Raw genomic sequence first — 14,845 nt, forward strand, 5'->3', positions numbered from 1 at the left:
GACGTTTCCCCGCTTTACTCATTATCTAAATTACTTTTTCGTTTAGTCTTATTCGCTTTATTAGGGTTATAGCGAAAGCGTTCTAAAGGACGCAAGTAGCTTGGCCGCTTCGCTGTATGACTATACGGCAAGCGCAAAAAGGTATCTCTGTACTCTGTTGGACGAAACGGAAAAAGCGGAACAAGATAAGGCATGCCCAAAGACTTTAAACGAAGCAAATGAACCAGCAAGAAACAAAAGCCAAAGGTGATGCCGACTAAACCAAACGCAGTAGCAAACAAAATAAACGGAAACCGTAGCAGCCGGATCGTGTTAGACATTTTAAAAATAGGCGTTGTAAAAGAGGCTAAAGCTGTCAGTGAAACAATAATAAGCAGAATATTACTTGTTAACGCCGCTTCGACTGTTGCTTGCCCAATAACAATCCCGCCTACGATTCCCAGTGTTTGTCCTACTTTTGTTGGAAGCCTGGCTCCGGCTTCTCGAAGCAGTTCAATGGTAATTTCTAAAAAGAGTACTTCGATGACCGGTGGAAAAGGAACGTTTGTCCTTGAAAAAATAATAGGACCCAGCAAATCTTTTGGAAGCATCTCATAATGATACGTAACAATCGCTACATAAAGAGGCGTAGCAAAAATAGAAAAAAAGACGCCTAAAATACGAATAACTCGGAAAAATGACCCTAGAACCCACGGTAAATAGTAGTCTTCAGGCGAAATAAAGAAGTCAAGCAGCGTTGACGGACCTGTAACTGCGTAGGGTGAACCGCTTGAAAAGAAGGCAGCTTGCCCGTTTAACAAACTGAACAGGACTCGGTCGATCCGCTCTGTTGTTAAAAAAAGCGGAAACGCCGTAGAAGAATTATCGGAAATTAATTGATCAAGCATTGTACTATCAAAAATGACGTCGAAATCTATATCTTCAAGGCGCTGGGTCATAGTGTCTACGTGCTGAGGGTTCGTTACGCCTTCTAAGTAAACAAGCACCACGCGCGTTTTCGATTTATTTCCTACGGTGAGTTCTTTAAAAATAAGGTTTTCAGAAATGACCGTTTTTCTCATTAAATAGAGATTGACATCTAAATCCTCTACAAAACCAATTTTAGGACCGACGACGCTGAACTCATTTTCTGTTTCATTTTCTTTTCGAAACCCCGTATCAAAGCTTTGAACTTTAATAAGAGCTACTAGCTTATCGTCTTTATGCAGTTGAAACATCACATAGCCGCGCAGCATCTTTTCTAAAATTTCTTTTGTATCTCTTGTAACTGAAATATCTTCAATCGGCAGAACGTTTTCGACTTCATGTACACTGCTTAACGTGAAGTCTAGTTTTTGAAAAGGCTCGAGTATTTTATCTTCAACGCTTTGCATGTTTACGAGCTGTTTAAAATACGTAATGATGTATTTTCGATGCTGTGAGCCAATGGCTAACGTCATAAAATCACTTGATTTTTTAAACTGTTTGATCAGTTCATCCAGTGATTTTTTTGGCTGATCGTCTGCATTCTTTTTTTTAAATAAATGTTTAAACATAACCGTGCCCCTCGCATGACTTTCTATTACTGGTAGTTTGTTCATGTACTTCCTTTTTATTCGACTATTTTTTCTCAAGAAGAAAGGAAGAATATAAAGACAAACTTTACACTCTTTTACAGTAGATAAACAGTAGATTTACGTTTGAATGGTAACTTTAGACATGTCGAAGATAATGAAATAAAGGAGCGGGTACATTTATATGAAGAAAAAATTAGCAGGTATTACACTAGCAGGAGCAGTAGCATTGGCCTCGTTTGGTTTAGGAAACTCACTTATTCAAACGGAAGCAAAAGTGGAGCATAAGTCAGCTAAGAAACCCCAAAATGTCATTATGATGGTAATGGACGGGACGAGTTCAAATGCTACTACACTCGCAAGATGGTACAAGGGAAAACCGTTACATATGGATCAGCTGATGGCCGGGGGAGTACGTGCGTATTCGGCGGAATCTGCTATTACAGATTCCGCTCCGGCAGCTACTGCTTTAGCAACAGGAAATAAATCAAATTCAGGTTATGTAGGTGTGCTCCCTTCAGTAGTGAATACACCTGGGGTTAAACCCGTAGAAAAAGAAGATCAATTTCGTCCCGTAGCAAACGTTCTAGAAGGAGCAAAGCTTTCAGGGCGCGCGACAGGAATTGTGGCTACTTCTGAGATCCAGCACGCCACACCAGCTGGTTTTTCAGCCCACAACTACAGCCGTGATGACTTTCAAACGCTAGCGGAGCAGCAAGTGTATCAAAACATTGATGTAGTACTCGGAGGAGGTAAGCAATCTCTTCTACCAGGAAAAGAAGAAAAAAGCCGGAAAGACGATGAAAACTTAGTCAATGTGTTGAATAAAAGAGGATATGACTTTGTAGAAAATAAAAAGGAATTAGAGCAGTCGGGCTCCAAAAAAATCTGGGGGAGCTTCGCTGACCGAGATTTAGCATATGATATGGACCGACCGCAGACAAAAGCAGAACAGCCAAAGTTGTCCCAGATGACAAATAAAGCAATAACAACACTATCCAAAGATAAAGACGGTTTTTTCTTATTTGTTGAAGGAAGCAAAACGGATTGGGCAGCTCATGCCAATGATCCAGTAGGCATGATTAGCGATGTATTAGCGTTTGATGAAGCAGTGGGCAAAGCAGTAGAGTTCGCTAAAAAAGATGGAAATACGATGGTTATTGCGATTGCCGATCACGGAAACAGTGGTCTTTCAATCGGTAATGCAAATACAACAAAAGGATACGATACCACACCTGTTTCTGCTTATATTGATCCATTAAAAAAAGCAAAAATGACGTTAGAAGGCGCTACGTCTAAATTAAAAGAAGATTTATCAAATAAAGAAGAAGTAGCTGCTTTGTATGGTTTATCAAATCTAACTTCAGAGGAAAAAGCGCAGCTGACTAAAGCAAGAGATAAAAAAGAAATCAGTGCTGCACTATCGAAGTTATTAGCCAACCGAGCAAACCTTGGATTCACAACGGGCGGTCATACGGGTGAGGATGTATTTCTGTATTCCTACGGCGTCAATCGACCAATGGGGCACTTTGATAATACGGATATTGCCAAACATATGGCTAAGTCAATGAACATTAACTTAAACGAATTAACAAACGAATTGTTTATTGAAGCAAATAAAGCGTTTAAAGGCTCAAATGTAGCGATTGACTCAAAAGATAAAAACAATCCTGTGCTGGTTGTTACAAACAATAAGCGAACGGTACGTTTTCCAGTAAACAAAAATATTGCGATTGTAAATGGGAAAGAAATGCAGATGGACAGCGTAATTGTACAGGATAAAAAAGGTCGCTTCTTTGTACCGAAACAGGCACAGCAAATTGTAAAAAATGCAGAATAAGAAATGAATGTAAAACAGGCCAAAGTATAACTTTAGGCCTGTTTTTTTACAGATAATAGATGGATAGTTAGGTGTATTAGCCTTTATAGAGAAATGAATTGATTTATTTTACAAATAAATAGCTTTGAACTCTTAAAGGAATGGAAAGTCTTTACCTTTAAATATATGTGATTTACACTATGAAATGGTATAATAATCATAGTTCTAAAAGGAACTAGTTCGGAATACATATGTAAGTTCATAACGTTATATGCTAGAATTTTTATAATAAAATGAATAAAAAATACATAAATTTCTTCAAGTGAAATTAAAAATACAGGGTTATTGAGGGTTGTATGTAAGTAATTACCTTGAATAAAAAGTAAAAAAATGAATAAAAGTATGGGTGGAAGAACGTAGAACATGTTTTAATAGTAAGAGAAGACAAAATGATTGAAAATAGCGTGTTGCCTTTATTAAAAATATTGAATAAAGATTCTGGCATGCTGATTTACAGATTATAAAAAGGGTATTAAATCATTGTTAGGAAAATAAATGATAATAGATAAACGGTTTTTATTTCTTCTTCTAGAAAACCTACAATTATTGCAATATTCCCCATGAACAATCGTTATGTGTTCATTAACGATTAGCGTCCGTGTAGATCATTCATCTCACCATAAAAACACTATAAAGATGTGTAGACATGCATAAAACAGAATGGGCAATAGTTCGTACTATACTTTAACATTGTATCCTAGGGGGAGTCAGGATGAACAAAATTAACTTAATTATTGCCGATGATAACGAAGATTCGGTTGAAATTTTAGATTATTTTATAGAACAGCTTCCGGAATTTGAAGTGATTAGCATCTGCAAAGACGGAGAGCAGCTTGTACAGGAAGTGATGGCTAAGAGCCCAGACCTTTTGCTCGTAGACATTAATATGCCTACGATTAACGGTGTAGATGCCATAAAAAAGTGCCTGCGCATTAAGCCGAATTTAAACTTTATTTTTATCACCGGTTATGATGAATTTGCTGTGAAGGCATTCGAGTTGTCAGCATTGGATTACATTGTAAAACCAATTGAAAAAACCAGACTTTATATGGCGTTAGAGCGGGCAAAAAACTCCATTGGAAGTGATAAAAATCAATCAAAAAAGCCAGGTGAGCAATTAAAAAGACTGCCTGTAAAATTTAATGGATCTACTTATTACATTCCAATTGATCAAATTATTTTTATCGAAAAATCCGGAAAAAAATGCTTAATCTATACTCAATCACGTGTCTATGAGACATATGAAAATATTAGTGATATCTATATGTATTTGAACCCTTCTGTATTCAGTCAAACACACCGGTCTTATATCGTAAATTTGCAGAAAGTTTCGCACATCACACCAAAAAACGAAACATATCTTGTTTATTTCTTAGAAATTGATGAATATGCTCATATCTCAAAATTAAAAATCCAAGACGTTCAAAAACAGCTGCATCAGTTAATGACAAATTAAGAGATGCTGCTTCTTCTAAAATAGTTATGCTGACGAAAGGACGAAGCTTATGTAAGTTTCGTCTATTTCATGTGTCTGCTTTCGGAATAAATGATAGTAATATAGTTCTTATAAGGAGAGTTAGATAGAAGAAGTAACGTTAAAGTGAAAGGAAAGAAAATGATTTCAATTACTGGTCACTATAATGAATTTACCGTATTTCTTGCTGTCATTGTAGGGATTCTTGCCTCTTATACAGCACTTGATATTGTGAGCAAAATGATGAAAAAACAGCAGAACAATTATTTGTGGCTCACACTGTCAGCAACTTCAATGGGGGTTGGAGTGGGGGCGATGCATTATATTGCGATGCTTGCTTATTATGTTCCTGTTAGCTTTCATTTTGATGCTGTACTTTCTGTCCTTGCTTTAATAACAGCGATTAGCGGATCACTAGGTGCGTTTTGGACATTTTGGAAATGGGGCACGTCGGTATGGTCAGGGCTCATTTTAGGAAGCAGTATTCTGGGTACACATTATATTGCCATGGCAGCAATCGAAACGGAAGCACGGATTCATTATGCCGTGCTATCTGTTTTGCTTTCTATCATCGTTGCTCTAGTCGTTGCATTTTATGCGATGCACTTGTTTTTTCGTTCGAAAAACGTGAAAGCTAATCCGTTTCTCAAACTTGTTAGCTCTATTTTGCTAGGTATTGGCATTTCAGCTATGCATTTCATCAGTATGTATGGAATGAAGCTGCATATTGCACATTCAGTTGCAAGAAAATGGGGCCAGTGGCTGCCGTATCAAGCGCCATTTTCCAATATGATTGCAAGTATCACGATTACGCTACTCATTGTCTTCCTGCTGGTTGCTGCTTTTAAGCGTCAGGAAGAAGTGAGGGAAAGTCAATTAAAAGAAGAGTATTATCAATCTCTTTTTAACTACAATCCCAATATTGTGTGTGCGGTTGATTTATACGGCAATATTCAAACGATTAACCCAAAAGGAATTGAGCTGACAGGATACACGTTAAATAAAATGGAGAAAATCCCGTTTCCTTCTATGTTCAGAGAAGCTGAAAGAGCTGAAGAATATATGTGGAAATCCCTGAGGGGAGACTCTGTATATTATGAGGCAACGCTGATTCGCAAAGATAATCAGTCTGTATATGTTGAAGTAACGCAAATGCCTATTATTGTTCATGATCAAATTAAAGGCAGTTACGTCATCGCCAAAGATGTGACAGATCGAAAAAGGGCTCAACAGCAGCTTCTGGATTTACAAAAAGATTTAAAACGCACGCTTTCACAGCAAGATGGTACCATTTTTAAATTTGTGAAGAACAGTAAAGGATATGTCTATACGATGTGCGAAGGCAAAATGATTCGTGAAATGGGATATGAGGAAATAGATGTTGTCGGAAAAACACCTGAGGAATTTTTACCTGAATCCTACGCAAGAGATAATAGGAGTTACTATGATAAAGCATGGGCGGGAGAGAAAGTGTCGTATGAAGTACTTTTGAACGACTTTGCTTACTATACGAAGTTAACACCTCATATCTACAAAGGAGAAGTACAAGAAGTTATTGGTTCTATAGTAGATATTACTGATCTTCACGAAGCAAGAGAAAAGCTGGCTAAAAGTGAAAGCATGTATCGATCCGTTCTTTCTACAATGTCAGAAGGCGTGGTGTTTCATGACCCTGAAGGTAACTTAATTGCTGCCAATGCATACGCTGCTAAGATTCTAAACGTGCCTTATGACCAAATGTTATCAGTTAACCCGTTTGGTTTAGACTGGGAAATTATTCATCCTGACGGTACACCTTTTGCACTCGAAGACATTCCATCTGTTCGATGTCTTCATACAAAAGAGCCTGTGCGAAATACAGTCATGGGCATTTATTTAAAAGAGAAAAAGTTGACTTGGCTTTCGGTGAATGCTGAACCTCTGCAAGAAAGCAAATATTATAAAGGCGTAGTTGTCACATTTTATGATATTACAAAGCAGCAGGAACAAGAACAAGACCTGCTTCATTCCAATCAGCAAATGATTATAGCCAAAGAAGAAGCCGAAAAAGCCAATCAAGCTAAGTCAGAATTTTTATCAAAAGTAAGCCATGAACTTCGAACGCCTTTAAACAGTATTTTAGGATATGCACAAATATTGGAAGAGCAAGGGGAAAAAGATTTAACGGAAAAACAATTGAATCGTATACGAAAAATTTTAAAAGCAGGTAATCATCTTCTTTATTTAATAAATGAAACGCTGGATTTATCGAAAATTGAATCAGGTCACTTAGCGATTAACCTTGAACCGGTGTCGGTAAAAGAAGCAATTGAAGACGCGCTTAAAATTATGAAACCATTAGCAAAAGATAAGCATAGTATATTTTATACTCGCTTTCACGCATACCAAGAAGTCTTTGTTGAAGTAGATGAACTTCGGTTTCAGCAGATCTTATTAAATCTGCTTACAAACGCCATTAAATATTCGCCTGCTTATCGCGATATCATTATCTATACCGACATCACTCAGCATCACGTAACCATATTGATTGAAGATAGAGGCTTTGGAATTCCAGCTTCAGAATTAAATCGGATTTTTGAGCCTTTCTACCGTGTGAATAGACTAGAAAAAGACGGAACAGGGATTGGGCTGGCGCTTGTAAAGCAGCTTGTTACCTTAATGAATGGAACGTGCGGAGTGCGAAGTAAAGAAGGAAAAGGCAGTACATTTTGGGTTCGTTTTCCCTTAGTACATCCACCTGTTCCTAAACGCTTATCTAATGAAAGGGAAGTCGAGTTATTTTTAGGTTTTTCCATGCCGATCTCCATTGTGTATATTGAGGATAACGATACAAATATTGAGCTTATGCAATCGATTCTTTCTCCATATAAAAATGTTAAGCTCTTAGTTGCCAAAACAGGAGAACACGGTATCGGGCTAATCAGGTCCATTTCACCGGATATAATCTTAATTGATATTGATCTGCCTGATATGAATGGTTTTGAGGTATGCACACAGCTTCAGCTGGAAAAAGAGTTGAAGCATATTCCACGAATCGCCCTGAGTGCAAGTGCGATGCAAAGCGATATCGATCAAGCTTTTTTAGTTGGCTTTAGTGAATACGTAACAAAGCCTATTCATATTTCAACGTTTTTAAATGTATTAAAACGCTTAACAAAAGCTTAACAAAAGTTTAGAGGGCTTTTAATTGACTTATTAGTGAACCTTTTATAAAATAAGAGCAACTTAATACATTTACTTCTTACGGAGTAAAGGGGAGTAGCGTCAGGGAAACCTGAAACAAAGTCGTCATTACATGGAATATTCCATCGGCTTTGTTGGCATAATGATTATGCTTAGCAAGACCTTTGCCATATTTGGCAAAGGTCTTTTTGTGTTTTATTCCGGTAATGAGGATAAATAAACTTATACAAAGAAACGAGAGGGGATTTTTATGGATGCATCGATTTTGTTAGAATATGGATGGGTATTGCTAGTGCTGGTTGCATTAGAAGGAATTTTGGCGGCGGACAATGCGCTTGTGATGGCCATTATGGTCAAACATTTACCGGAAGAAAAACGCAAGAAGGCATTATTTTACGGATTAGCCGGGGCCTTTATTTTTAGATTTGGTTCATTGTTTTTGATTTCATTTTTGGTAGATGTATGGCAGCTTCAAGCCATAGGAGCCATTTACTTATTGTTTATTTCCATTAATCATATTGTGAAGCGATATGTGAAAAAAGGCGATCATGAAAAAGTAAAAGAAACGAACGGAAAAAAGGGCTCAGGTTTCTGGATGACGGTTTTAAAAGTAGAAGTAGCGGACATTGCTTTTGCGGTTGATTCAATTTTGGCTGCTGTGGCTCTTGCTGTTACGTTGCCAACAACCAATCTTCCTAAAATTGGCGGACTCGATGGCGGACAATTCTTGGTGATCTTTGCCGGAGGAATTATGGGATTAATCATTATGCGCTTTGCTGCAACTTGGTTCGTCAAGCTATTAAATACGCGCCCGGGGCTAGAAACGGCGGCTTTTGCTATCGTAGGCTGGGTAGGGGTTAAGCTAGCAGTTTACACTCTTGCTCATCCGGAGTTAGGTATTATTGATGAACACTTCCCTGAATCAAAAGTATGGAAAATTACGTTTTGGGTTGTGTTACTTGGCATAGCAACTTCAGGCTGGTTTCTATCTAAAAATAAAGAACAAACTGCTCTTGAAGGCTCAGAGAAAGAAAAAGATGCCTTAAAGAAAATTGAAAATCAGTAATACAAAAAAATGCGCTTTTAATGCGCGTTTTTTTGTATATTAAGATAAAATACCTAGTTTAAATCGTTTTGAGAAAGGGTAAAAGAACTAACTGGTGTTTAATTACTTTATATCCGAATGTTTTGCTTTTTCGTTCATATTCTGTAAAGAACAGAAAGCAGCGTTAGATAATTCAGTTCAATGAAGTTTATTTCAGTTCATAAACATATATTTCAAATGTATGTTAATTGGTAAAATTGAGCTATTATGGGTTATAATAAAGAGAAATTAAAAGGAGCAGAGCGCTTCTTAACCCTGTTCGTCATCAAAATAATGGATAGTAGCATGGTATAAAGCAACTGAGTATAGTAAAAGAGGTGAAGCCAATGCTCACAAAAGTTCAAACGCCTCCATCGCTTGAAACGCTTGTACTGACGATTCAGCAAGGGGATAAACAATTACATAACGAAATGATTCAACAATATAAACCGTTTATTGCTAAAGTTGTTTCAGCTGTATGTAAACGTTATATAAGTGAAGCTGACGATGAATTTAGCATTGGTCTGATTGCGTTTAATGAAGCCATTGAAAATTACACAATCCAAAAAGGACGATCCCTTCTTGCATTTGCCGAACTGATTATCAAAAGAAGAGTCATCGACTATATTCGAAAAGAGAAGCGAAACCAAACGCTGCTCTATAACCGAATTGAAAATGAAGGTTTCATTCAAGGTAAGCTAGAAATGGATATATCGCTTTCTAACTATAAGAGGCAAAGTGAAACTTCATATATTCAAGAGGAAATGACTTATTTTTGTCAGACGCTAAAATTGTTTAAATTAACTCTTGAAGACATTATTAACACTTCTCCTAAACATAAGGATGCAAGGGGAAATGCAGTGGAAGTTGCATCTTTTATCGTCAACGAAAAAGAATTAAAAGATAAGCTGTTTTTAAAGCGGCAGCTTCCTATTCGCTTGATTGAAAAACATGTCAAAGTGAGCCGGAAAACAATTGAAAGAAACCGGAAATATATCATCGCGATGGTTATTATATTAGCCGGGGACTACGTATATTTAAAAGACTATATTATGTAAGAAAAAGGCACACGCAGGTGCCTTTTTTAGCCATGTTATGAAGTTATATTTTATTTTTGTGTGCTGCCGCTTAAGTGAGCTTGAGCTTGTTGCACCAAGCGTTTTGTGATTTCTCCGCCTACTGAACCGTTGCTGCGTGCAGCAGTGTCAGAACCTAGAGTTACCCCAAATTCTTGAGCGATTTCGTATTTATATTGATCTAAAAATTGTTCTACTCCTGGTGTTAATAGTTTATTTGTTCTGGCCATGATTAGTCATCTCCTTTTTTAGTTGTACAGCAGTTCACTGCTGTACCTGTATTATTTGTTGTTTACTGTTTTGCATACTGGTAATGGTTTGCAAGAAAGTATAAAAAAGCCCAGCTTTCAAAGAAGCTGGGCTTTTTTATATATTATTTTACAACTGCATATTGCTCAAGAGACTGAGCAAATGATTTTTGAAGAGATTTAACTTGCTCTACGTATGCATCAGATACGTGTTGGAACTCTTGGCGCGTTTTCTTTTGCTCTTCTACTAATTGTGTTACTACTTGATGATATTGTTCTTGAGCTTGCTTTACTAAAGAATAGCTTGATTTGCTTTGGTTAAGAGAAAGCTCTTGTAATTTATTTAATGCTTCATGCGTGCGGTTTGTCCATTCCTCATAAGAATCGGCAACAGCGTTTCCAGCTGTTTTACGTAAGTTTTCAACTGTTTTTTGTTGAAGATCTTCTAATTCAGCTTTCCACTGTTTGTCTGTTGCTTGAAGTTGTTCAACTGCTTTTGTTACAAATTCTTGCTGTTGCTCAAGTGCTTTTAACGTCCATTGCTCAATTTGTTTGTTTCCGTCTGCAATGTTTTGTAACCCCTTTGTCCATTGTTCCCACATTGCATCAATTACTGTATCATACTTTACTGTTGACATAATCAAATTCCTCCTTGAATAATTTGGTCTGGCGAACAGTTATCGTAATGAACAAAACGTTAAAGAAGAAATTCGTAGTTGTGTAGTAAACCTAACATTCCGCGCTCGCTGTTTGACCGTGAAATTTAACATTATATTAGGAAACGCAGATGTACTGCGTGAATCCCTTTAATCGTTTTCTTCCTCTTTTGATTCTTTTGACTTTTTAGAAGAAGAAGAGCTAAAAGGGAACAACATGTCGGTATACATGTGAAAAAATGAATCTAACATGTTTTGATACTGTTCAAGCGAATTAGCCCACATGCTTAAATATTGTTCACCGGCATCTGTTAATGAATAAATCCGGCGTGCAGGTCCTTCAGCTGAGGTATCCCATTGCGATGTAATCAAGTTGTCTTTTTCAAGCTGTCTCAGCGTGCGGTAGACATTTCCTTGATCAACTGATGTGAATCCAAAGCTCATTAGTTGCTGAATGAGCTTGTAACCATGTAGATTCCAACCTCTTAAACTTAAAAGAAGAAAAGGAACCATCAAGTTTTTTGGTGCACCGCTAATCGATTTTTCTAAGTTGTTTGAATTAGAGGTGTTATCTTTTTCACTTGATCCCAAGGTAATCACCCCTTCGAAAAAAGAGAATTTGTTTTCTATATGTGTAATTTACACCTAGATGAAAAAATTGTCAACACTTTAAAACAGGTCTTTCAAATACAGGAAAAAAGAACGATTTTTTGGGTTTCGACAAAAAGCGTCAAAAAAATTCAAAAATAAACAAAGATTTAGAATTGTTTATTTTGGGAAACGAATTTATAATAGTACATGTAGGTAATTTTTATAACATTTATAATTTGTTGGTAAGTGAATTGTGAAAAGATTTACATTATCCAATAAATAAACGCAAAATTGGTTGCGTTTACTTAGAGCTTCTAATATGTCGCTTGTCACATTAAGTGTCCATATTGAAAGCCATCACTTTTAACGTACACAAGAAAGGAGATGGAGTTTTGGAACAGCAAAAAGTATTTGATCCGTTTCAAGCATGGAAAGACGTATATGACAAAACCGAATCTTACTGGGGTAAAGTTATTGGGGACAATATGAATCGTGAAGAATTTTCCCAGCTCATGGGAAATGTGCTAAATATGAACCTTCAATATCAACAAGCAGTAAATGAAGTAACCGGGCGCTATCTGCACCAAGTAAATGTACCCACAAAAGAAGATGTAGCAAACGTTGCGTCATTAGTCATCAATGTGGAAGAAAAAGTAGAATTATTAGAAGAGCAATTTGACGATCGTTTTGATGAATTAGAAGCACAGCAAGAAAGTGCATCTGCTTTGAAAAAAGATGTAACTAAGCTGAAATCTGATGTCAAATCGTTAGACAAAAAACTCGACAAAGTTTTATCTCTTCTTGAAGGGCAGCAAAAAACACAAGACGAGTTAAAAGAAACGATTCAACAACAAATTAAAACTCAGGGTGAGCAGCTTCAGGCTCAGCTGTTAGAAAAACAAGAAAAATTAGCTGAAAAGCCAAAGGCAGAAGCTAAATCTGAAGCAAAACCATCAAACGCTCAAAAAACTGAGCAGCCAGCTCGCAAGTAAGGTATATGGTTTTTTATAACAACATTAACTGCTGTATTTACAGTAAAAATCATCGCTGAAGAAGCAAGGGGGAAATTTTTCATGACAACATTACAAGGTAAAGTAGCAATCGTAACAGGCGGATCTAAAGGTATCGGGGCAGCAATTACACGTGAGCTTGCTTCTAATGGAGTAAAAGTAGCAGTAAACTATAACAGCAGTAAAGAATCTGCAGAAGCAATTGTAAAAGAAATTAAAGACAACGGCGGAGAAGCTATTGCGGTTCAAGCTGACGTGTCTTATGTAGATCAAGCAAAACACCTAATCGAAGAAACAAAAGCTGCGTTTGGTCAATTAGACATTCTAGTAAACAATGCTGGAATTACGCGCGACCGTTCATTCAAGAAGTTAGGTGAAGAAGATTGGAAAAAAGTAATTGATGTAAACTTACATAGCGTATACAACACAACATCAGCTGCGCTAACGCACCTTTTAGAATCTGAAGGTGGTCGTGTTATCAATATTTCATCAATTATTGGTCAAGCGGGCGGATTTGGTCAAACAAACTACTCAGCTGCTAAAGCAGGTATGCTAGGATTCACTAAATCATTAGCTCTTGAACTAGCTAAGTCAGGCGTAACAGTTAATGCAATTTGCCCAGGATTTATTGAGACGGAAATGGTAATGGCAATGCCGGAAGAAGTTCGTGCAAAAGTTGTAGCAAAAATCCCAACTCGTCGCTTAGGCCACGCTGAAGAAATTGCACGCGGAGTTGTTTACTTAGCAAAAGACGGCGCGTACATTACAGGACAACAGTTAAACATTAACGGCGGCTTATACATGTAATAGATGCTGGCCCTGACTTTTGTCGGGGCTGTGCTTGTTAACTAACTACTAATGAAATGAAAGGGTGTGTATATTCGTGGCAATTCCTTACGTGCAAGAGTGGGAAAAACTAATCAAATCAATGCCAAGTGAATATAAAAGTTCTGCAAGACGTTTTAAGCGTGCATATGAAATTATGACAACAGAAGCGGAACCGGAAGTTGGATTAACACCAAAAGAGGTTATTTGGAAAAAGAATAAAGCGAAATTATATCGCTATACGCCAGTAAAAGATAACCTGCATAAAACACCAATTTTACTCGTATATGCACTGATCAATAAACCGTATATTTTAGATTTAACGCCTGGAAACAGTCTTGTTGAATACTTATTAAACCGCGGTTTTGACGTGTATTTACTTGACTGGGGAACTCCTGGACTTGAAGACAGCAATATGAAGCTAGATGATTATATTGTGGATTATATTCCAAAAGCGGCGAAAAAGGTGCTGCGCACTTCTAAATCTCCTGAGTTGTCTGTTCTTGGTTACTGCATGGGCGGAACCATGACATCTATTTTTGCTGCATTAAATGAAGACTTGCCGATTAAAAACTTAATTTTTATGACAAGTCCATTTGATTTTTCGGATACAGGTTTATACGGGGCATTCCTAGACGATCGCTACTTTAATTTAGATAAAGCAGTAGATACATTTGGAAATATCCCTCCAGAGATGATTGACTTTGGAAACAAGATGTTAAAGCCAATCACGAATTTCTACGGTCCATATGTAACGCTGGTGGATCGTTCGGAAAATCAGCGTTTTGTTGAAAGCTGGAAGCTCATGCAAAAGTGGGTTGCTGATGGAATCCCGTTTGCTGGTGAAGCTTATCGTCAGTGGATTCGCGACTTCTATCAACAAAATAAATTAATTAATGGTGAACTTGAAGTTCGCGGACGCAAGGTAGATTTAAAAAATATTAAAGCTAATATTTTAAACATTGCTGCTAGCCGTGATCATATTGCGATGCCGCATCAAGTGGCAGCTTTAATGGACGCTGTTTCAAGTGAAGATAAAGAGTACAAATTGCTGCAAACAGGTCACGTATCTGTTGTTTTTGGTCCAAAAGCAGTGAAGGAAACATATCCTTCAATCGGCGATTGGCTAGAAAAACGCTCTAAATAAAATAAAGACGAGGCTGGGGCAAAAGTATTTTAGCCGAAGTGAAAAACGAACCATTGATATCAGTGGTTCGTTTTTTTTGTTATGGTGAACGTAGGTTTCAAGTACGTAGTTGCTTCTAG

General features: G+C 37.2%; 12 protein-coding genes and 1 riboswitch. Of the genes, 8 read left to right on the top strand and 4 right to left on the bottom strand.

Annotated features, from left to right (window positions below):
• Window positions 1–14: 14 nt before the first annotated feature.
• Complete coding sequence (locus tag ACOZIR_RS15390) at window positions 15–1,535, bottom strand: spore germination protein (protein ID WP_045293021.1); 1,521 nt, start codon at window positions 1,533–1,535, stop codon at window positions 15–17.
• A 202-nt stretch (window positions 1,536–1,737) separates the two neighbouring features.
• Between ACOZIR_RS15390 and ACOZIR_RS15395 the strand changes: the two genes are divergently transcribed.
• The 5 genes from ACOZIR_RS15395 (at window position 1,738) to sigI (ending at window position 10,231) form a co-directional block, all read left to right on the top strand.
• Window positions 1,738–3,393 (top strand): alkaline phosphatase, encoded by a 1,656-nt coding sequence (locus ACOZIR_RS15395; RefSeq protein ID WP_045293019.1) that lies wholly within the window; start codon window positions 1,738–1,740, stop codon window positions 3,391–3,393.
• 751 nt (window positions 3,394–4,144) lie between these two features.
• Window positions 4,145–4,888, top strand: coding sequence for a LytR/AlgR family response regulator transcription factor (locus ACOZIR_RS15400; RefSeq protein WP_114894533.1), 744 nt, complete (start codon window positions 4,145–4,147; stop codon window positions 4,886–4,888).
• Between the two features lie 159 nt (window positions 4,889–5,047).
• Window positions 5,048–8,071, top strand: a complete 3,024-nt coding sequence (locus ACOZIR_RS15405; RefSeq protein WP_237758473.1) for a PAS domain S-box protein — start codon at window positions 5,048–5,050, stop codon at window positions 8,069–8,071.
• Window positions 8,072–8,147: 76 nt separating this feature from the next.
• A riboswitch (yybP-ykoY riboswitch) is annotated at window positions 8,148–8,243 on the top strand.
• Window positions 8,244–8,339: 96 nt separating this feature from the next.
• Window positions 8,340–9,155, top strand: a complete 816-nt coding sequence (locus ACOZIR_RS15410) for a TerC family protein (protein ID WP_045293015.1) — start codon at window positions 8,340–8,342, stop codon at window positions 9,153–9,155.
• 365 nt (window positions 9,156–9,520) lie between these two features.
• Window positions 9,521–10,231: an RNA polymerase sigma factor SigI gene (sigI, locus tag ACOZIR_RS15415; protein ID WP_045293013.1), complete on the top strand. Its 711-nt coding sequence runs from the start codon at window positions 9,521–9,523 to the stop codon at window positions 10,229–10,231.
• A 50-nt stretch (window positions 10,232–10,281) separates the two neighbouring features.
• Here sigI and ACOZIR_RS15420 read toward each other — a convergent pair whose 3' ends face one another.
• The 3 genes from ACOZIR_RS15420 to phaQ all read right to left on the bottom strand — a co-directional run bounded on the left by ACOZIR_RS15420 (window position 10,282) and on the right by phaQ (window position 11,744).
• A complete protein-coding gene (locus ACOZIR_RS15420) occupies window positions 10,282–10,479 on the bottom strand; it encodes an alpha/beta-type small acid-soluble spore protein (RefSeq protein ID WP_013055933.1) in 198 nt (65 codons plus the stop codon).
• Between the two features lie 143 nt (window positions 10,480–10,622).
• A complete protein-coding gene (gene phaP, locus ACOZIR_RS15425) occupies window positions 10,623–11,135 on the bottom strand; it encodes a polyhydroxyalkanoic acid inclusion protein PhaP (protein ID WP_014461097.1) in 513 nt (170 codons plus the stop codon).
• A 168-nt stretch (window positions 11,136–11,303) separates the two neighbouring features.
• Window positions 11,304–11,744, bottom strand: a complete 441-nt coding sequence (phaQ, locus tag ACOZIR_RS15430) for a poly-beta-hydroxybutyrate-responsive repressor (RefSeq protein ID WP_013055935.1) — start codon at window positions 11,742–11,744, stop codon at window positions 11,304–11,306.
• Between the two features lie 392 nt (window positions 11,745–12,136).
• Here phaQ and phaR point away from each other — a divergent pair, with 392 nt between their 5' ends.
• The 3 genes from phaR to ACOZIR_RS15445 all read left to right on the top strand — a co-directional run bounded on the left by phaR (window position 12,137) and on the right by ACOZIR_RS15445 (window position 14,726).
• Window positions 12,137–12,736 carry a polyhydroxyalkanoic acid synthase subunit PhaR gene (gene phaR / locus ACOZIR_RS15435; RefSeq protein WP_028407873.1) on the top strand — a complete coding sequence of 200 codons (600 nt, stop codon included), beginning with the start codon at window positions 12,137–12,139 and terminating at the stop codon, window positions 12,734–12,736.
• Between the two features lie 81 nt (window positions 12,737–12,817).
• Window positions 12,818–13,561, top strand: coding sequence for an acetoacetyl-CoA reductase (gene phbB / locus ACOZIR_RS15440; RefSeq protein WP_014461095.1), 744 nt, complete (start codon window positions 12,818–12,820; stop codon window positions 13,559–13,561).
• A gap of 76 nt (window positions 13,562–13,637) precedes the next feature.
• The gene (locus tag ACOZIR_RS15445; RefSeq protein WP_028407874.1) at window positions 13,638–14,726 is read left to right on the top strand and encodes a class III poly(R)-hydroxyalkanoic acid synthase subunit PhaC; all 1,089 of its coding nucleotides are present in this window, start codon (window positions 13,638–13,640) and stop codon (window positions 14,724–14,726) included.
• Window positions 14,727–14,845 lie beyond the last annotated feature (119 nt).

The organism is Priestia sp. D3YE.R1, from assembly GCF_049199565.1.
Classification (GTDB): Bacteria; Bacillota; Bacilli; order Bacillales; family Bacillaceae_H; genus Priestia; species Priestia aryabhattai.